We start from the raw sequence: 18,310 nt of genomic DNA on the forward strand, positions 1-18,310 counted from the left end.
TGCGCGTCGAGCCCGCGGGCCACGACGGGGGCCTGCACACCCAGGTCGGGGATGTCGATGCGCTGCGGCAGCGCGGCCCCCAACGGCCGGGCGGCGGGCGGCAGTTCGGCGTCCGGCGGCCGGCCGACCGCCGCCATGTCGCCGGTGGTGGGCATGGCGGTCCCGAGGCGTACGTCGGTGACCTCCCGCCCCCACAGCCACAGCCCGAGCAGCAGCACCGCCCAGACCACCCCCATCGTGAGGCGGCCGGTACCCGAGGAGCGCTCGGACATCGCCGGTCAGTCCGTTCCGCGGCTCCGGCGGGCGCTGCGCAGCGCCACGGCGACCGCGGCGACACCCGCCAGCACCAGCCCGGTCACCGCGTGCCCCGTGCCGGGCCCGGCCTCGTCGGCCTCGGCATCCGCCTCGGCTTCGGCACCGAGCCGGGCCGCACCACCGCCGCCCGCCTGGACGGGGGCAACCGGAGAGGAGGCGGGGGCGGTGGGCTGGTGCGGCTGCGCCTTCGGTGGTGTCTTCGGTGGCGTTTTCGCTACGACGGTGAGGGCGCCCTTCGCCTGCCCGCCCCCGCAGGTGACCCGCACGTCGTACGTACCCGCCCTGATCGAGGAGCTGACGCGGGTCTCCCCGACGAGCGTGCCGCCGGTGCCGGTGAGGCGGGCGTCGGCGACGAAGGCCGCCGAGGCCGCGGTACCCGTCGTGGTGGGGCAGCCGGTGGTTCTCAGGGAGATGTCGTTACCGGGGGCGGGGGACGCCGGAGTCACCGAGAGGCCGCCTCCGTCCGCCGCGTGGGCGGCCGGGGTGAACACGGCGAAGATCGCCGCGCCCGCACAGAGAGTGACTTTCAGTGGACCCATCATGAACCTCCCGTAGTCAGGAGGCTCCCCCGCGGGGCCCGGCCGCGCATCCTCAGCCGGGCCGCGCTGCTCCGTCCGAGTTGGATTTTGTGTGAACCGGGTTTCAGACCCGGTCCACGAGGTCGGCGATGGAGTCGACGACCTTCGACGGCCGGTACGGGAAGCCCTCGACCTGATCGGGCCGGGTCAGCCCGGTGAGCACCAGGAACGTCTGCATCCCGGCCTCCATGCCGGCCAGCACGTCCGTGTCCATGCGGTCGCCGATCATCGCGCTGGTCTCGGAGTGCGCGCCGATCGCGTTCAGCCCGGTGCGCATCATCAGCGGGTTCGGCTTGCCCGCGAAGTACGGCTTCTTGCCGGTCGCCTGGGTGATCAGCGCGGCGACGGCGCCGGTGGCGGGCAGCGGCCCTTCGGTGGAGGGGCCCGTCTCGTCGGGGTTGGTGCAGATGAAGCGGGCGCCGCCCAGGATCAGCCGTACCGCCTTGGTCATGGCCTCGAAGGAGTACGTGCGGGTCTCGCCGAGGACGACGTAGTCCGGCTCGTGGTCGGTGAGGATGTAGCCGATGTCGTGCAGCGCGGTGGTCAGGCCGGCCTCGCCGATGACGTACGCCGACCCGCCCGGCCGCTGGTCGTCCAGGAACTGTGCGGTGGCCAGCGCCGAGGTCCAGATGGACTCGATCGGCACCTCAAGACCCATGCGCCGCAGTCGGGCGTGCAGGTCGCGCGGGGTGTACATCGAGTTGTTGGTGAGGACCAGGAAGGGCTTCCCGGACTCACGCAGCTTCTTCAGGAACGCGTCGGCACCGGGGATCGGAACGCCCTCGTGGATGAGCACACCGTCCATGTCGGTGAGCCATGACTCGATGGGCTTGCGGTCTGCCATGTGCGGGTTCTCCTGCCGTACGTGCGTGCATGTGCGGGGGCGCCGGAACCACGGCGTACCGACGCCCCCAGCGTAGTCAGGAAGCGGTGATCTCGACCCCGCCGATCACCCGGTACCGGTTGTTGGCAGACCGGCGCACTGCGCTCAGCGGCGCCTCCGTACGAGGAACAGCGCGCCGCCCGTGGTGAGCAGGAAGACGACGGTGGCGGCGAGGGCACCGGGCGGCGTGCTGAGTCCGGTGCGGGCGAGTTCGTCGGCGAAGGGCAGGGGGCGGGTGGTGGCCGGGGCAGAGGCGTCGTTGTGCGGCAGGGTGGGTTCCGGGTCGGCGCCGATGCCGAAGCGGTAGTCGTTGGACTGCCCGACCCAGTCGCCGTCGTCCTCATGCCGCTGTACGACGGCCGCGTTGGCGGTCACCCGGTTCGGCACCGCGTCCGACGTCACCGCCAGCCTCACCTTCACGGTGACCGTCCCACCGGGGCCGACGGTGAAACCGGGAAAGCCGTCGTGGTCGCCGCCGAAAGCCCCGACCAGCTCATCGGCATCGGTCGCCTCGAAGCGGACCGGACGCGGACGCGGACCGTCGTAGAACTCCAGCCGCGGCTGCGAGGGCTTCAGCGCGTGCCGTTCGTCGACGAGAACGACGACCGGGTGGATGCCGGAGCAGGTCCGGTCGGTGGTGTTGGTGAGATCGAGGGACCAGGTCCCATAGCCACCGCCCGCCTCATAGGAAGCGGGGCCGCCGTGGATGCGGGTGGTGAGAGGGAAGGTGCCGTCCTCGGCGGCGGTGCAGGCGGCGTCGGTGTCCGCGTGCGCCGCGGCGGGGAGAAGGGCGGCTGCCACCGCGAGGCAGAGGGAGGCGGGCGTGAACAGTCGCATGAGCACATGAGCGTGGCGGGTGGGGGCGGGGGCTGCGGTGTGCCATGCCGGGGTGGCCCTCGGATGGAGGGTGGGGATGCGCTCGATCGGCGGCGCGGACGGCGCTCACGTTCCCCTTCAGCCGGACGTCAGGGCTGAATGTTCTCCAGGTCCGCCAAGAGGCTGGGGTGCGTCGGCTGCCAGCCGAGGGCATCGCGGGTGTGGGCGCTGGACGACGGCTGGTCCATGGCGAAGATCGGGCCGAACGGGCCGAACACTTCCTGCGCGACCTCCTTGACCGGCAGGCCCAGTCGCCGGCCGATGACTGTCGCGATGTCCCGCACCGCGTCGCCCTCGTCGGCGACGGCGTGCCAGGCGGTCCCGGCCGGGGCCGATTCGAGGACCAGCCGGAACAGAACCGCCGCGTCGCGCGCGTGCACGGCCGGCCAGCGCTGGGTGCCGTCGCCCGGATAGCCGGCCACTCCGGTGCGGCGGGCCGCATCGGCCAGCAGGCCGGCGAACCCGCCCTGTCCCTCGTTGTGGACCGTGCGCGGCAGGCGGACGGCCATGGCGCGCAGACCGCGCGGGGCGAGATCCAACAGCGCCGTGACCGAACGGATCCGGCCGCCCACGGGGCCTCCGGCCGGCAGTGGGTCGGCTTCGATGGAGACGCGTCCCGGCATCGGGGGCGTGCCCGAAGCCATGACGATGGGGCGGTCGCTCCCGATGAGTTCCTGGCTCAGCGCGGTGAGCGCGGCGCTCTCCTCGGCGACGGACCGAGCGACCGCGTCCTGAGTGCTGTAGTCGCGTCCGAACGCCAGATTGATCACGCCGTCGGACTGTGCGGCACCGGACCGCAGGACGTCGAGGTCCGCCAGTTCTCCCCGCAGCACCTTGGCACCGGCGCTCTCAAGGGCCTGCGCTGAGGCGTCCGAGCGGGCCAGTGCGAGAACGGTGTGGCCGCCTGCGAGCAGTTCGTCGACGACGGCGGAGCCGATGGTGCCGGTGCCGCCGGTGATGAAGACATGCATGAGCTCTCCCTGAAAGTGATGGGACCATTGTCCCGTCACCGACCATACACCTGATGGGACCGTTGTCCCATCACCTATCCTGGTCGCATGGCTAGATGGCAACCGGGGGCAACCCAGCGACTCGTCGTCGCGGCGGTCGACCTGTTCACCGAGCAGGGATACGACGCCACGACGGTGGCGCAGATCGCCGAGCGCGCCGGCGTCACCAAGAGCACGTTCTTCCGGCACTTCGCCGACAAGCGCGAGCTGCTGGTCGCAGGGCAGGAGACGCTCAGCAGGCTGCTCGCCGACGGCATCGCCGAGGCGCCCGAGAGCGCCACCCCGCTCCAGGCGGTGGCGGCGGGTCTGGAGCGCGCGTCGAGCGCCATGGGGCCGGCGAACCGCGAATTCGGGCCCCGCCTCAAGGCGGCCGTGGCGGCCAGCACCGAACTCCAGGAGCGTGACGCCCTCAAGAGCGTCGGCCTCGCGGCGGCCATGACAGCCGCGCTCGTCGCCCGCGGCGTCCCCGAGCCGACGGCACAACTCGCGGGCGAACTGGGAGTCCTCGCGTTCAAGCAGGGCTACGCCAAGTGGTGCGAGGGTGATCGTGACGACGAGGAAGGGCTCGCGCCCTTCGCGCTGGCGGCCCTGGAGGACCTGCGCACGGCTACCGCATCGCTGGGCTGATCGATGCCGCCCGGCACACCTACCCGTCCCCCCGCCCGAACACCGGCGCCAGCAACAACTGCGCCGCCCCCTCCGCAACCCCACGCACCCCACCGGGCGCGACCCTCACCGGCACCACACCGTCCCCCGCCCCCTCCCGCCGAGCCCGCTCCTCCAGCACCGCACCCACCCCCCGCACGAACACCTCCGGCGCCGCAGCCACCGTCCGGCCCCCCAGCAGCACCACATCGATGTCCAGCAGCCCGACCAGGTTCGCGGCCCCCGCCCCCAGCACCCGCGCCGCCTCATCGACCTCACCACGCGCCACCGCCCCCAGGCACAGCACCTCGATGCACCCACGGTCACCGCAGGTGCACAGCGGCCCGTCGAGCTGAACGACCTGGTGCCCGAACTCCCCTGCCCCGGTCCGCGCCCCCCGATGCACGCTCCCTCCGATCACAAGCCCGGCACCAAGTCCCGTACCGAGATGGAGATACGCGAAGGACCCGCCACCCTCACCGGGCCCACCCCGCCCGCCGACCGCAAGCCCGAGCGCCGCGGCATTCGTGTCCTTGTCGACGACGACCGGCACCCCCAACCGCCCCTCCAGCGCCTCCCGCAACGGAAACCCGTCCCACTCCGGAAACCCGGTGACCCGGTGCAGCACCCCCCGCGCATGATCGAGCGGCCCGGGCAGCGCGACCCCGACGCCGGTGAGCCCGGGAACCGAATCCGCCCCCAGCACAGCGGCAACCACCGCCTCCACCTCGGCCAGCACAGCCTCGGCCCCCGCCCCCAGGTCCAGCGGCGTACACCGCTCCCCCACCACGCTCCCCTTGAGGTCGACGAGGACCGCCCGCAGCTCATCGCGGTCGAGATGCACTCCGACCGCATGCCCCGCCTCCGGCACCAGCCGAAGCACGGTCCGCGGCTTGCCCCCCGTGGACGCGCGCCGCCCCGCCTCGGCCACGAGCCCCTCCCCCCGCAGCCGGGCCGTGATCTTGCTGACGGCCTGCGGGGTGAGCCCGGTGCGCTCGGCGAGTTCGAGCCGGCTGATCCCGTCGGCGTCGGCCGCACGCAGCAGATCGAGCACGAGCGCGGTGTTGTGACTGCGCAGGGCGAGCAGATTCGCACCACCGGCCGCACCTCGCATGTCACGACCCGCTCCACCCCGCACATCGCCACCGGACGCGCGCCCCGCCACCCCCCGCATGCCACCCTTCGTCCTGTTCACGCCCCCCATTCTCCCCACCGCTTGCACTTTGGCAACAGCGTTGCGAAAGTGGGAGCCATGAGTGCTACCCCTCTCCGCGTCGGCCTGGTCGGCTACGGCCTCGCAGGCTCCGTCTTCCACGCCCCGCTGATCGCCGCCACCGAGGCCCTCACCCTCGACACGGTGGTCACCTCGAACCCCGAGCGCGCGGAGCAGGCCCGCGCCGGGTTCCCGGACGTCCGCGTCGCCGCCACCCCGGACGAGCTGTTCGACCGGGCCGACGAGCTGGACCTGATCGTCGTCGCGTCCCCGAACAAGACGCACGTCCCGCTCGCCACCACCGCGCTCAAGGCGGGCCTCCCCGTGGTCGTCGACAAGCCGATCGCGGGCACGGCGGCCGAGGCACGCGAACTCGCGGCGCTGGCGGACGAGCGCGGACTGCTGCTCTCCGTCTTCCAGAACCGCCGCTGGGACAACGACTTCCTGACCCTGCGCAAGCTGCTGGCCGAGGGCGAGCTGGGCGACGTATGGCGCTTCGAGTCCCGTTTCGAGCGCTGGCGCCCGCAACTCAAGGGCGGCTGGCGGGAGTCCGGCGACCCCGCAGAGATCGGAGGTCTCCTCTACGATCTCGGCAGCCACGTCGTCGACCAGGCGCTCGTCCTCTTCGGCCCCGCGACGTCCGTGTACGCCGAGTCGGACATCCGCCGCCCCGGCGCCGAGACGGACGACGACACGTTCATCGCCATCACCCACGCGGGCGGGGTCCGCTCCCACCTCTACGTCTCCGCGACGACCGCCCAGCTCGGCCCCCGCTTCCGGGTGCTGGGCTCGCAGGCGGGCTATGTGAAGTACGGCCTCGACCCGCAGGAGGCTGCACTGAAGGACGGCCGGCTGCCTTCCACGACCGCCGACTGGGGCACGGAACCCGAGTCCCTCTGGGGCCGCGTCGGCTCCGGCGAATCCCCGCTGACCGGAGGAGGCCGCCCCGAGCCGACCCTCCCCGGCGACTACCCCGCCTACTATGCGGCCGTGGCAAAGGCCCTGCTGGACGGCGGTCCCAACCCGGTGACCGCACTGGAGGCGGCCGCCGCCCTCGACGTACTGGAGGCGGCCCGCCGTTCCGCCCGCGACCATGTGACGGTGACGCTGTGACGCACAACCCCGAGCTGACCCCGAAGTTCCACCCCGAACTCACCCCGCCGCTGGAGGAGTTGGAGGCCCAGGAACGCCGCCTGGTCTTCCGCCAGTTCACCTACGACGACGCCTGGGCCCTGGGCTCCCTGCTGGTGGAGATGGCCCGCGAACGCCAGGCCCCGGTCGCCATCGACATCCACCGCGCCGGCCAGCAGCTCTTCCACGCGGCCCTCCCCGGCTCCACCCCCGACAACGACGCCTGGATCAACCGCAAACGCCGAGTCGTCGAGCGTTACGGCTCAGCGTCCTACCTGGTAGGCGCCCGCTTCCGAGCCAAGGGCACCACCTTCGAGGACTCCTCCCGCCTCAACGCCGACGAGTACGCGGCCCACGGCGGCTCGTTCCCGATCACGGTGGAAGGCGCAGGCGTGATCGGTTCGGTGACGGTGAGCGGACTGCCACAGTTGCAGGACCACAAATTCGTGGTGGAAGCCCTGGAGCACTACTTGGAAAAGCAGTAGCTAAAACGCCCTATAGGGGCGCGGGGAACTGCGCGAGAAACCACAGACGGCCTAAGGCCGCCATACCACCGCAGCCCCCGCCCCTTAGGCGTCTTTAAACTCCTGCCGCTGCCGGCCAAGCCCCCCGATCTCCAACTCCACAACATCCCCGGACCGCAAATACGGCTTAGGCTCAGGCCGCCCCATCGCAACCCCCGCCGGCGTCCCCGTATTGATCACGTCCCCGGGATAAAGCGTCATGAACTGACTGACGTACCGCACAACCTCCCCCACCGGAAAGATCTGCTCGGCCGTAGACCCGTCCTGCTTCAGCTCCCCGTTGACCCACAGCTTCAGGGAAAGCCCCTGCGGATCCGCCACCTCATCCGCCGTCACCAGCCACGGCCCCAGCGGGTTGAACGTCTCGCAGTTCTTCCCCTTGTCCCACGTGCCGCCCCGCTCGATCTGGAACTCCCGCTCGGACACGTCATGCGACACCGCATACCCGGCGACATGACCGAGCGCCTCCTCGGCCGAGTCCACATACCGGGCCGTACGCCCGATGACGACCGCCAGCTCGACCTCCCAGTCGGTCTTCACGGACCGACGCGGAACCAGCACCGTGTCGTGCGGCCCGACCACCGTGTCCGCGGCCTTGAAGAAGATCACCGGCTCGGGGGGCGGCTCGGCCCCCGTCTCGCGGGCGTGGTCGTGGTAGTTGAGCCCGATGCACACGATCTTGCCGATCCGCCCCACCGGGGGCCCGATCCGCAGCCCGGCCGCGTCCAGCTCGGGCAGTTCCCCGGCACCGGCGGCCGCCCGGATCCGGCCGAGCGCGGCGTCATCGGCGAGCAGGGGCCCGTCGATGTCCGGGACGAGGCCGGAGAGGTCCCGCAGGATCCCCTGGTCGTCGAGCAGCGCGGGCCGCTCGGATCCCGCCGTACCGACTCGCAGCAGCTTCATGTTCACAATCTCCCTCGATCGCGGGCGCCCGGCCGACGGCCACGGCCGGTGTGCGGCCTGCACGCAGCCATCGGAGGACTGGTCGATCCTCCAAGGTCGCCGACCGCTCCGCAAGACCCGGTTCACGGACTGGACCGCGGCGCGTCTCCCAGAAATCCAACTCCGCTCCTCCGCACCGAAGTTGATATGCGAAGCTTTGGCCATGAGCGCCGAGGAGATCGACACCAGCAGGCCGCACCCCGCGCGGATCTACGACTATCTGCTGGGCGGCAAGGACAACTACGAGGTGGACCAGGTCGCCGGTGACGCCCTCGCCGCCAAGGCGCCCGAGGTGCGGATCAGCGTGCAGGCCAACCGCGCGTTCCTGCAGCGTGCCGTCCGGTATGTCGTCGGCACCGGCGTCCGCCAGATCCTCGACATCGGCACCGGTCTGCCCACCTCCCCGAACGTGCACGAGATCGCCCACGAAGCGGCGTCCGACGTACGCGTGGCCTACATCGACAACGACCCGATCGTGAAGGCGCACGCCGACGCGCTGCTCAGCCGGTCCGGCGCGACCAGCATCGCGCTCGGCGACCTGCGCGACCCGCAGGCGATCATCGAGCACCCCGATGTGCGCCGGATCATCGACTTCGACGAGCCGGTCGCGCTGCTCCTCGTCGCCATCCTCCACTTCGTCACCGACGCGGAGAAGCCCGCGCAGATCGTCGCCACCCTGCGCGACGCGCTCCCGGCCGGTAGCTATCTGGTGCTCTCGCACGCCACGGGCGACCTCGCGGACCGCCGCGACGCCCAGGCCGTCTACAACAACGCCACCGCCACCATGAACCTGCGCACCCGCGCCGAGGTCGAGCGCCTTTTCGACGGCTTCGAGCTGGTCGAGCCCGGCGTGACCCAGGTCCCGTTCTGGCGCCCGGACACCCCGCCGCCGGCCCGCGCCGCCGAGATCGGCTTCTACGGCGGCGTGGCCCGCAAGACCACCGGCTGACACCGGCTGGCCGACTGACCGGCCGCTGTTCAGCGATACAGCGCCGCCCGCTCCACCGCACTCCACGTCGTACTGGTCACCACATACAGCGCGGCGGCGAGCGGCACCACCGCCACCGTGATCAGCGTGAAGAAGGACATGAAGGGCATGACCTTCTTCATCGCCCCCATCCCGGGGACCTGCTCACCGTCGGCCACCGGTACCGGAGCGGCATTGGCCGCCATCATCCGCTTCGTCCGGCGGTAGTTGAACACGGCGACGGCGGCGACCAGCGCGAACAGCGCGACGTACACCAGCCCGGCCGCCCCGAACGCCCCGCCGTCCGCGAGGGCGTCCGCCCAGCGATGGCCGAGGGGCGCGGACAGCAGCTCATGGCCCAGCAGTTCGTTCGCCTCGCCGCCGATCGTCCGGTTGGAGAACAGGTGGTAGAGCAGAAAGAACGCGGGCAACTGGAACAGCCCGGGCAGACACCCGGCCAGCGGTGACACCTTCTCCTCGGCATGCAGGTCCAGCACGGCCCGCTGGAGCCGCTCCGGGTTCTTCCCGTGCTTCTTCCGCAGCTCGGCGATCTTCGGCTGCAACTCCGTCCGCGCCTTCTGCCCGCGTGCGGCCGCCCGGGACAGCGGATGCACCAGCAGTCGTACGAACGCGGTGAACAGGACGATCGCGGCGGCGGCCGCGGAGGCGTGGAAGAGCGGTTCGAGCAGCTGTGCCAGCTGCTCGACCAGGTTGGCGAAAACGGACATGGGTGAGCCCTCCGTGGGGTCTCGTCGTGCCGGTCAGGGGGATGGCGGCATGACGACCCGCGCGGGGTCACGTACTGGGAAGAGGACCGGAAAGAATAAGAGGTACGTGCCCTACGCGACGGCCGTCAGGAGGGTCCGTCCGGGTGCCCGGGGCCTTGTGCGCCCCCTGGCGTCGGGATCGCGTTGCGGCAGGAACGCCGTACGAAGGTCACGGTCGCGGATGGCCGTACGCACGCGTGTGCGCGGCACGGCGGGTGCGCAGCGCGAGACGAGGAGCGAGCACGCGGCGAAGGCGGACCCGGCGGCGGCGGTCGCGGCGAGGGCGACGGTGGCGGAGAGGCTGCCCGTGTCGAGCAGCGCGACCTGGACGAGCAGGAGCAGCAGGACGAGGGCGGGACGCAGGCCGGTCCGACTGCTGCGGATCACTGCTCCCCCTCTGTCCCACGTGCTCGCACTACTGGTCTCGTTCGTTATACAGGATCCGTCTCGAGCGGCTGCAGCAGCCTCTTGGGCTTGAGCAGCGCCCGGCTGATCGGATCCGCCGGGTCCGGATCGAGTCCGGGTCCCGGCGACATTTCCACGTCCGGGAGGGGTACGACGGTTCCGCACACGGGACATTCGCCGTACGGGCCCAACTCGGTATCGCATTCCGCATGCCGGAAGATCCGCAGCTGGGCGTCCCCGAAGTGCTCCCGGCCCCACAGCCCGAGCGAGCGCAGGGTGGGCCACAGTGCGATGCCGCGATCGGTCGGGACGTACTCGTCGCGCGGCGGCGACTGCTGGTACCGGCGCTTGACGAGGATCCCTTCCGCGGTGAGCGCCTGGAGGCGGGCGGCCAGGACGGCGCGCGGGATGCCCAGGTGGACGAGGAAGTCGTTGTAGCGCCGTACGCCGTAGAGCGCGTCGCGCACCACGAGCAGAGTCCATCGCTCGCCGACGATCTCCAGCGCCCGGGCGATCGAGCACTCCTGTGTCACGTAGTCCTTGCCCAATGCCATGGCGTCCACTGTAACCAGTTTTCCGGCCGTTGGTTCAATGACTGAACCTTAGGTGCTACGGTACGAGTCATGCCCAGGTTCAGTGAACGAACTCCGACGATCGAGCCCGCCGCCCCGGCCGCTCCCCGTCCCGAGTCCGCGCCCCGCCCCACGGCCACCCTCGCCGTGACCAGCGCCGCCACCGCCGTGGCCCTGATGACGTACACCGCGCCGATGGTCACGCTCCCCGAGACCGCCGCCGCCCTGCACACCCCGCTCTCCGCCCAGGCCTGGCTGCTGAACGGCACCCCGCTCGGCCTCGCCGCCCTCCTGCTGGTCGCCGGCAGCCTCGCCGACGACTACGGCCGCCGCCGGATCTTCCTCGCCGGCACGCTCGCCCTGGGCATCACCACGGCCCTGGGCGCTTTGACGAGTACGACCGCGCTGTTCACCCTGGCCCGCATCGCCCAGGGCGCGGCCAGCGCCGCCCTCCTCGCCAGCAGCCTGGGCCTGCTCGTGCACGCCTTCCCGACCCCACGCGGCAGGCTCCATGCGACCGGCGTGTGGGGCGCGTTCGTGAGCGGCGGCATCGCGCTGGGGCCGCTGGTGGTCGGGGCGATACCCAACTGGCGGGTGGCATACGGGGTGTTGGGCGCCGCGGCTCTGATCGTGGCCGCGCTCGGCATCCGTACGCTGGCCGAATCCCGTGCGCCGAGAGGCGGACGGCCCGACTTCGGCGGGGCGGTGACCTTCGGGCTGGCGCTGGTCGCGCTGGTGGCGGCGCTGACGCTGGGGCGGGACGGCTGGCTGCGGGCGCCCGTCGGACTGCTGCTGGCCGCGTCCGCCGTACTGGTGGGGATCTTCGTGCTGGTGGAGCGGCGCGCGGGAACGCCGATGATCGACCTCGGTCTGCTGCGCCGCCCCGGCTTCCTCGGCTCCGCCGCCGGCGGCCTGTTCACCGGGCTCGCGGTGATCGGCCTGTTCAGCTTCCTGCCGGCGCTGCTCCAGCAGACGCTCGGCCTGTCCGCGATGGACACGGCGTGGCTGTTCCTGCTGTGGTCCGGGCTGTCGTTCGGGGTGGCCCTCCAGGCGAAGCGGCTGGCGGGCCGCGTGCCGCCGCGCCTCCAACTGGCCCTCGGTTTCCTGCTCCACGCGGGCGGCGCACTCGCCATGCTCGGCGCGCTGGACGCCGGCTCCTGGGCACGGCTGCTGCCCGGACTGGTGATCGCGGGCGTCGGCAGCGGCCTGCTCAACGCCGCGCTGCCGCTGCTCTCGGTGGAGTCCGTACCGGCCGAGCGGGCGGCGATGGGGTCGGGGGCGCAGCAGACGTTCCGCTACATCGGCTCCTGCGCGGGCGTCGCGCTGACCATCGCGCTGGCGACGTCGTCGGGGAGCCTGGCGCGCGGCGCGGATGTCGCGATGGTCGTGTCGGCGGGGCTCGCGGTGGTCGCGGCGGTGGCGGTGGGCGTGCTTCGGGAGAGGACCTGAGGGCCGCTCAAAGGGAGTCGGCACCGGCCTCCTGGTGATCGTCGCGCCGGTCCTTCGGGCGCCCAGGCCCCCTCAGGACGATCCGGGGGTCGGGCACCGACCGCTTCCCACCACGCGGCAGGCCCTCCCGGCGGATCCTGACCGTGTCGGCTTCGGCGGGGCTCAACCTGACGGTGTCCGCCTCCAGGGGTGCCTGCGCCGCCGGTTCCCCGGCCGACTGGTGCCGCATCCCGGAGAACGGGTTCCGCCAGAAGTGTGAGCGCGGACTGCGCCAGCGGTAGCGCAGGGCGAGCAGGCGCAGCGAGAAGGCGAACACGGCCGTACCGATGGCCGTACCGACATTGAGCAGCCCGGCGACGTGCAGGGCGGCGGTCGAGCCCGCTCCGACCAGGGCGGGCAGCGCATACAGATCACGGTCCCAGCGCAGCAGCGACGGCACCTCCAGCGCCAGCAGACTGGCCAGCACGCCGCCACCCACGGCACTCGCGGCGCCGAGCGTCGCCGCGGCGGGGAGGTTGAAGCCGTGGGCGAGCGCCTTGATCGTGCCGGTGACGCTGAACAGGCCGAGCGCGGCGGCGTCGGACAGGTCGAAGAGCGTGCTGCTCTGGACCTTGCGGTCGTCGTACAGCCGGTGGCCGAAGTAGACGACCGCGGCGGCCACGCAGGGCGTGAAGAAGTAGCCGTAGTCGGAGAAGGCGACCGGTGTCACGCCGAGGACCAGGTCCCGGAAGAGACCGCCGCCCAGCCCTGCGGCCGCGCTGAGGATGACCGTCCCGAAGATGTCGAAGTCCCGGCGCACCGCGATGAAGGCCCCGGACAGGGCGAAAGCGAAGATGCCTACGAGGTCCATCACGTACTGGACGGCGCCGCTCAGTTCGTTGATCGGCATCGGAAGGGGGCCTCCGTGACACGGTGAAGGTGCGTAAAGCCGTTCCGAGGGAACAGATGCCACGGACGCCGTCGGCGTTCCCACCGGACGCCCTTCTTCACAACTCGCTGACCACCGAGGGGAGACTTCGGATGGCTGCGACCACGAACGAGAGGACCAGCACCGTTGAACGAGAGGACCAGCACCGTTGACTGAATGGCAGTTGACCCAGACCTTCCGCAGCAGCTCCGGGGACGTCCGCTGGGACAGCCTCGGACCGCCCGGCCAGGACCCGGTCGTCCTCCTCCACGGCACCCCCTTCTCCTCCTACGTCTGGCGCGCCGTCGCCCGCGGACTCGCCCACCGGCACCAGGTGTTCGTCTGGGACATGCCCGGTTACGGGGAGTCGGAGAAGTACGCCGGCCAGGATGTCTCCCTGGCCGCCCAGGGCCGGGTCTTCACCGAGCTCCTGGCGCAGTGGGCCCTGACGGAACCCCTGGTCGTCGCCCATGACTTCGGCGGCGCCGTCTCCCTGCGGGCCCATCTCCTGCACGGCGCCCGCTACCGCGCGCTCGCCCTGGTCGACCCGGTCGCGCTGGCGCCCTGGGGTTCCCCGTCCTTCCGGCTGCTCGGCGAACACGCCGACGTCTTCGAGCAGTTGCCGCCCGCACTGCACCGCGCCCTGGTGCGCGAGTACGTGAACTCGGCCAGCAGCCCCGGCCTGCACCCGGCCACCCTCGACCGCCTCGTCCACCCCTGGCTCGGCGACCCCGGCCAGGCGGCCTTCTACCGACAGATCGCCCAGGCCGACCAACTCCACACCGACGAGATCCAGGACCGGTACCCCGAGATCGACATCCCGACCCTGATCTGCTGGGGCCAGGACGACACCTGGATCCCCCCGGCAAAGGGCGAGGAACTCACCGCCCTCATCCCGGGCGCACGGCTGGAGCCCATCGCGGGTGCGGGCCACCTGGTACAGGAAGACGCACCCGCGGAACTGACAGCGGCGCTGATCCCGTACCTCCAGTGACCAGCGCCCCGAAGGGGCGCGGGGAACTGCGCGACCAGCCGCAACGGCGCCGCGGACAACCAACGACCCATCGCGGCACAGCCAGCGCAGCGTCACCGTGGCCGCATAGACCGCAGCTTCCCCCACACCACCAGCCGGTACTTGGACGTGTACTCGGGAGTACACGTGGTGAGGGTGAGGTAGTACCCGGGCTCGGAGTACCCGTGCCCGGGCCGCACCGCACTGCTCGGCACGGCCCGGATGACACCGGTGTCCCGCGCGGAGGTCTGCGCAAGGGTCCGGTCAACGGCGTACGTGTAGACCGCGTCCTCCGTCTCCACCTGAACCTCGTCGCCCCGGCCGAGCCGGTTGACGTACCGGAAGGGCTCGCCGTGGGTGTTGCGGTGCCCGGCGAGCGCGAAGTTCCCGGCCTGGCCCGGCTGTTGGGTGCCGGAGTAGTGGCCGACGTACCCCTTGTTGAGGACGTTCTGCTTGCTGGTGCCCTCGGCGACGGGGACGCGGAGGTGGAGGCGGGGGATGGTGAGGATGGCGTAGGCCTGGGACCAGTCCGGGGCGGCGGACGTCGCACGTCGCGCGGCGGGCTGCTGCCGGGGCGCCTCGGTCGGCTCGGGCGCGGCTGACGACGTACCGGAATCTCCCGGAGCGCCACCGCCCTCCTGAACCTGGACCCCCCACTCCCGCTCCAGCGCCTCCACCTTCCGCTCGGCGCCGACCTTGGCCTGCCGGTTGGTCCACCACAGCTGATGCACGACGAGCAGCAGGAGTACGACGCCCACGGTGACGAGGACCTCGCCGCCCGCCCACACTCCGCGCCGCAGCAGCACACGCCGCCGCCGGCTGCTGTGCTGCACGACGAGAACCCGCATCATCCGTGACCTCCTTCGCCGGGGCCGCCCGCACGATAAGGGCCGGGGCGCGAGGTCTCCAGACGTATGCGCGTCCGGTACCCCGAACACTTCCTCCACAGGTTTGAGAAAGGGCTGTCGGAACCCTCGACAACCCCACGCGCCACACCTGATGCTTCCTGTCGGCATGCACGGGACAAGCCACGACGCCGGTTCGACGACGACCGGCCGTTGAGCGAAGCGGAGAAGTCATGATCCGACGCAGAACTCTGCTGGCGGCGACAGGCGGCGCACTCGTCGGCAGCGCCCTGGCGACCGGCACCGCCCACGCGGACGCCACCATCGCCGTCAACCCCGGCACCAGCTACGGCACTTGGGAGGGCTGGGGCACCTCGCTCGCCTGGTGGGCCAACGTCTTCGGCGCCCGGGACGACTTCGCCGACCTCTTCTTCACCACCAAGTCGGTGACGTACAACGGCACTTCACTCCCCGGCCTGGGCCTCAACATCGCCCGCTACAACCTCGGCGCATGCAGCTGGAACAGCGTCGGCGGCGAGTCGATGGTGAAGTCGCCCAACATCCCGGCCTTCAAGCAGATCGAGGGCTTCTGGCAGGACTGGAACAACGAGAACCCCACGTCCTCGGCCTGGGACTGGACGGCGGACGCCAACCAGCGCGCGATGCTGGTCAAGGCGACGCAGCGGGGTGCGGTGAGCGAGCTGTTCGCCAACTCCCCCATGTGGTGGATGTGCAAGAACCACAACCCGTCGGGAGCAGCGGGCGGCGCCAACAACCTCCAGACCTGGAACTACCGCCAGCACGCCTCGCACCTGGCGGCCACAGCCCAGTACGCCCGCAACAACTGGGGCGTGAACTTCGCGACGGTCGACCCCTTCAACGAGCCCGCCTCCACCTGGTGGACCGACACCGGCACCCAGGAGGGCTGCCACATGGACCCGGCGGTCCAGGCGGCCGTACTCCCCTACATGCGCAGCGAACTCGACGCGCGCGGCCTGACAGGCATCAGGATCTCCGCCTCCGACGAGACCAACTACGACACGGCCCGCTCGACCTGGTCCTCCTTCAACACATCCACCAGGGCCTTGGTGAGCCAGGTCAACGTGCACGGCTACCAGGGCTCGGGCGGCCGCAGGGACCTCCTCTACACGGACGTGGTGACGACCTCCCGCAAGAAGCTCTGGAACTCGGAAACGGGCGACAGCGACGGAACCGGCCTGACCATGGCCTCGAACCTCTGCTACGACTTCCGCTGGCTGCACCCCACAGCCTGGTGCTACTGGCAGGTGATGGACCCGAGCACCGGCTGGGCGATGATCGCGTACGACGCGAACACGCTCCAGCCGACCACCATCCAGACGAAGTACTACGTCATGGCCCAGTTCAGCCGCCACATCCGCCCCGGCATGACGATCATCGACACCGGCGTGAGCTACGCGACAGCGGCATACGACGCGTCGGCGCGCCGCCTGGTGATCGTCGCCGTGAACACGTCGTCGGCCGCCCAGACCCTCACCTTCGACCTCTCCCGCTTCTCCACGGTGACAGGCGGCTCCGGCGGCCTGGTCCCCCGCTGGAACACGGCAACCGCGGGCAGCGACCGCTACCGCGCCTACTCGGACACCCGCCTGAGCGGAAAGTCGGTGAGCGTGCCGTTCGCGGGGGGTGCGGTGCAGACGTTGCAGGTGGACGGGGTGACTTTGTAGCCGGCGGCTGCGAGGGGCATGTCGCCGGCGCGGGGCGGGGGCGTCGCCCGAGCCGGGGGTGCTGGGAACCCTCCGGCGGGGGGCACAGGTCAGCGGCGTGTTGTCGGCGTTGCCGGAGGACCGTGCCCGGCAATTGAAGACCCATCGGCTGCATCGCCGGCGACGGTGCCCCACTCCCCGCTCCCCGCCGACCGCCGACCCCTTGCCACCGCGTGGCGCCCCCACACGGCTCGGGCCAACTGGCGGCCCGAGGTACACCGTCCGGTGGCTTATGACTGCCACCGCGTTAGTCATATAACCCGATTTCCTATGAATTCCACTATCCAGCCCTTGGTGCTGACCAGCCGTCACAAGGCCCTGAACCAAGTCGAGGAGAGTGGATCACATGACGACATCGCCACGATGGCGATCTGTCCTGGCCTCAGCCGCCACGGCCGCCGCACTAGCCGCAGCCACCCTGACAACCGCGGCCCCCGCCAACGCCCAACCCCAGACCCCGCACCCACCCCACCCGGCGAAGCCCGCGTACCCGGCGAAGCCCGTCCACCCGGCCAAGCCGGACCACCCGGCCAAGCCCGTCCATCCGGCTAAGCCCGCATACCCGGCGAAGCCCGACCACCCCGCCAAGCCCGCATACCCAGCCAAGCCCGACCACCCCGCCAAGCCCGCATACCCAGCCAAGCCCGACCAGCCCACGAAGCCCGCATACCCGGCTCACCCCGCGAAGCCGGCGCATCCAGACCACCCCGCAAAACCTGCCTATCCGGCCCACCCAGCAAAGCCCGCCTACCCAGATCACCCGGCCAAGCCCACCAAGCCGGAGCACCCGACGAAACCCGCCTACCCGGCCCACCCCAGCAAGCCCGACCACCCAGCAAAGCCCGCTTACCCCGAACACCCGGCCAAGCCCGTTTACCCAGCTCACCCGGCAAAGCCCGCCTACCCGCAGCACCCCGCCAAGCCGGCACATCCCACGAAGCCTGACCACCCAGAGCACCCGGCAAAGCCCGCTTACCCGGAGCACCCGACCAAGCCCGCCTACCCCGCAAAGCCAGCTCATCCGGAGCACCCGACCAAGCCCGCGTACCCGGAACACCCGGCGAAGCCCGCGTATCCAGAGCACCCCACCAAGCCGGCCCACCCGACGCACCCCACGAAGCCCGCGTACCCGGAACATCCGTCCAAGCCGGAACACCCCACTAAGCCGGCCTACCCGGAACACCCCTCCAAGCCCGCGTACCCGGACCACCCCACCAAGCCGTCCCACCCGACGCACCCCACAAAGCCCGCCCACCCGGAGCACCCTACGAAGCCCGCTTACCCGGAACATCCTGCCAAGCCGGAACACCCCACGAAGCCGGCCTACCCGGAACACCCCTCCAAGCCCGCGTACCCGGACCACCCCACCAAGCCGTCCCACCCGACGCACCCCACAAAGCCCGCCCACCCCACAAAGCCGGAACACCCGCACCACGGGAAGTCGGAGCACGGGGAGGAGCACGACTGACCGCTGTCGCGACACCAGTGACAACCAGGCCTGCCCCTGCCCATCCGGCCACGGGT

General features: G+C 71.2%; 18 protein-coding genes and 1 pseudogene. 7 read left to right on the plus strand and 12 right to left on the minus strand.

Annotation, left to right across the window (positions count from 1 at the left end; translation table 11 throughout):
- The 5 genes and pseudogenes from ACTWQO_RS46960 to ACTWQO_RS46980 all read right to left on the minus strand — a co-directional run.
- A pseudogene (locus ACTWQO_RS46960) lies at nucleotides 1–272 on the minus strand (class F sortase); the annotation flags it as partial.
- Between the two features lie 6 nt (nucleotides 273–278).
- A complete protein-coding gene (locus tag ACTWQO_RS46965; protein ID WP_443243535.1) occupies nucleotides 279–854 on the minus strand; it encodes a hypothetical protein in 576 nt (191 codons plus the stop codon).
- A 103-nt stretch (nucleotides 855–957) separates the two neighbouring features.
- Nucleotides 958–1,737, minus strand: coding sequence for an HAD-IIA family hydrolase (locus ACTWQO_RS46970; RefSeq protein ID WP_443243536.1), 780 nt, complete (start codon nucleotides 1,735–1,737; stop codon nucleotides 958–960).
- Nucleotides 1,738–1,881: 144 nt separating this feature from the next.
- Nucleotides 1,882–2,613 carry a hypothetical protein gene (locus ACTWQO_RS46975; protein WP_443243537.1) on the minus strand — a complete coding sequence of 244 codons (732 nt, stop codon included), beginning with the start codon at nucleotides 2,611–2,613 and terminating at the stop codon, nucleotides 1,882–1,884.
- A gap of 128 nt (nucleotides 2,614–2,741) precedes the next feature.
- Nucleotides 2,742–3,623, minus strand: a complete 882-nt coding sequence (locus ACTWQO_RS46980) for an SDR family oxidoreductase (protein WP_443243538.1) — start codon at nucleotides 3,621–3,623, stop codon at nucleotides 2,742–2,744.
- Between the two features lie 87 nt (nucleotides 3,624–3,710).
- Between ACTWQO_RS46980 and ACTWQO_RS46985 the strand changes: the two genes are divergently transcribed.
- A complete protein-coding gene (locus tag ACTWQO_RS46985; protein ID WP_443243539.1) occupies nucleotides 3,711–4,289 on the plus strand; it encodes a TetR/AcrR family transcriptional regulator in 579 nt (192 codons plus the stop codon).
- A gap of 19 nt (nucleotides 4,290–4,308) precedes the next feature.
- Here the strand turns inward: ACTWQO_RS46985 and ACTWQO_RS46990 are convergent, their stop codons facing one another.
- Entirely contained in the window at nucleotides 4,309–5,421 is a 1,113-nt protein-coding gene (locus ACTWQO_RS46990; RefSeq protein WP_443243540.1) for an ROK family protein, read from the minus strand.
- Nucleotides 5,422–5,559: 138 nt separating this feature from the next.
- Between ACTWQO_RS46990 and ACTWQO_RS46995 the strand changes: the two genes are divergently transcribed.
- Together ACTWQO_RS46995 and ACTWQO_RS47000 are read left to right on the plus strand one after the other, a co-directional pair.
- Nucleotides 5,560–6,633 carry a Gfo/Idh/MocA family protein gene (locus tag ACTWQO_RS46995; protein WP_443243541.1) on the plus strand — a complete coding sequence of 358 codons (1,074 nt, stop codon included), beginning with the start codon at nucleotides 5,560–5,562 and terminating at the stop codon, nucleotides 6,631–6,633.
- On the plus strand, nucleotides 6,630–7,136 hold the full coding sequence (locus tag ACTWQO_RS47000) for a heme-degrading domain-containing protein (RefSeq protein ID WP_443243542.1): 507 nt from the start codon (nucleotides 6,630–6,632) through the stop codon (nucleotides 7,134–7,136). Before ACTWQO_RS46995 ends, ACTWQO_RS47000 begins: the two co-directional genes overlap by 4 nt.
- An 84-nt stretch (nucleotides 7,137–7,220) precedes the next feature.
- Here the strand turns inward: ACTWQO_RS47000 and ACTWQO_RS47005 are convergent, their stop codons facing one another.
- Nucleotides 7,221–8,078, minus strand: a complete 858-nt coding sequence (locus ACTWQO_RS47005) for a fumarylacetoacetate hydrolase family protein (RefSeq protein ID WP_443243543.1) — start codon at nucleotides 8,076–8,078, stop codon at nucleotides 7,221–7,223.
- A 202-nt stretch (nucleotides 8,079–8,280) separates the two neighbouring features.
- Between ACTWQO_RS47005 and ACTWQO_RS47010 the strand changes: the two genes are divergently transcribed.
- Nucleotides 8,281–9,066, plus strand: a complete 786-nt coding sequence (locus ACTWQO_RS47010; protein WP_443243544.1) for an SAM-dependent methyltransferase — start codon at nucleotides 8,281–8,283, stop codon at nucleotides 9,064–9,066.
- A gap of 29 nt (nucleotides 9,067–9,095) precedes the next feature.
- Here the strand turns inward: ACTWQO_RS47010 and ACTWQO_RS47015 are convergent, their stop codons facing one another.
- The 3 genes from ACTWQO_RS47015 to ACTWQO_RS47025 all read right to left on the minus strand — a co-directional run bounded on the left by ACTWQO_RS47015 (nucleotide 9,096) and on the right by ACTWQO_RS47025 (nucleotide 10,810).
- Nucleotides 9,096–9,812 carry a YidC/Oxa1 family membrane protein insertase gene (locus ACTWQO_RS47015; protein WP_443243545.1) on the minus strand — a complete coding sequence of 239 codons (717 nt, stop codon included), beginning with the start codon at nucleotides 9,810–9,812 and terminating at the stop codon, nucleotides 9,096–9,098.
- Nucleotides 9,813–9,923: 111 nt separating this feature from the next.
- Nucleotides 9,924–10,238 carry a DUF6412 domain-containing protein gene (locus tag ACTWQO_RS47020; protein ID WP_443243546.1) on the minus strand — a complete coding sequence of 105 codons (315 nt, stop codon included), beginning with the start codon at nucleotides 10,236–10,238 and terminating at the stop codon, nucleotides 9,924–9,926.
- A 44-nt stretch (nucleotides 10,239–10,282) separates the two neighbouring features.
- The gene (locus ACTWQO_RS47025; RefSeq protein WP_443243547.1) at nucleotides 10,283–10,810 is read right to left on the minus strand and encodes a winged helix-turn-helix transcriptional regulator; all 528 of its coding nucleotides are present in this window, start codon (nucleotides 10,808–10,810) and stop codon (nucleotides 10,283–10,285) included.
- A gap of 69 nt (nucleotides 10,811–10,879) precedes the next feature.
- Between ACTWQO_RS47025 and ACTWQO_RS47030 the strand changes: the two genes are divergently transcribed.
- A complete protein-coding gene (locus tag ACTWQO_RS47030; RefSeq protein WP_443243548.1) occupies nucleotides 10,880–12,277 on the plus strand; it encodes an MFS transporter in 1,398 nt (465 codons plus the stop codon).
- A 7-nt stretch (nucleotides 12,278–12,284) separates the two neighbouring features.
- On the opposite strand, the gene ACTWQO_RS47035 is transcribed toward ACTWQO_RS47030, so the two are convergent.
- Entirely contained in the window at nucleotides 12,285–13,166 is an 882-nt protein-coding gene (locus ACTWQO_RS47035) for a trimeric intracellular cation channel family protein (protein ID WP_443243549.1), read from the minus strand.
- A gap of 187 nt (nucleotides 13,167–13,353) precedes the next feature.
- On the opposite strand from ACTWQO_RS47035, the gene ACTWQO_RS47040 reads away from it, so the two are divergent.
- On the plus strand, nucleotides 13,354–14,178 hold the full coding sequence (locus ACTWQO_RS47040; RefSeq protein WP_443243550.1) for an alpha/beta fold hydrolase: 825 nt from the start codon (nucleotides 13,354–13,356) through the stop codon (nucleotides 14,176–14,178).
- Between the two features lie 92 nt (nucleotides 14,179–14,270).
- Here the strand turns inward: ACTWQO_RS47040 and ACTWQO_RS47045 are convergent, their stop codons facing one another.
- Nucleotides 14,271–15,044 carry a class E sortase gene (locus ACTWQO_RS47045; RefSeq protein WP_443243552.1) on the minus strand — a complete coding sequence of 258 codons (774 nt, stop codon included), beginning with the start codon at nucleotides 15,042–15,044 and terminating at the stop codon, nucleotides 14,271–14,273.
- Between the two features lie 230 nt (nucleotides 15,045–15,274).
- On the opposite strand from ACTWQO_RS47045, the gene ACTWQO_RS47050 reads away from it, so the two are divergent.
- Nucleotides 15,275–16,747, plus strand: coding sequence for a beta-1,6-galactanase (locus ACTWQO_RS47050; protein WP_443243551.1), 1,473 nt, complete (start codon nucleotides 15,275–15,277; stop codon nucleotides 16,745–16,747).
- Nucleotides 16,748–18,310: the final 1,563 nt, after the last annotated feature.

It is taken from the genome of Streptomyces sp. 4N124 (genome assembly GCF_052245395.1).
Classification (GTDB): domain Bacteria; phylum Actinomycetota; class Actinomycetes; order Streptomycetales; family Streptomycetaceae; genus Streptomyces.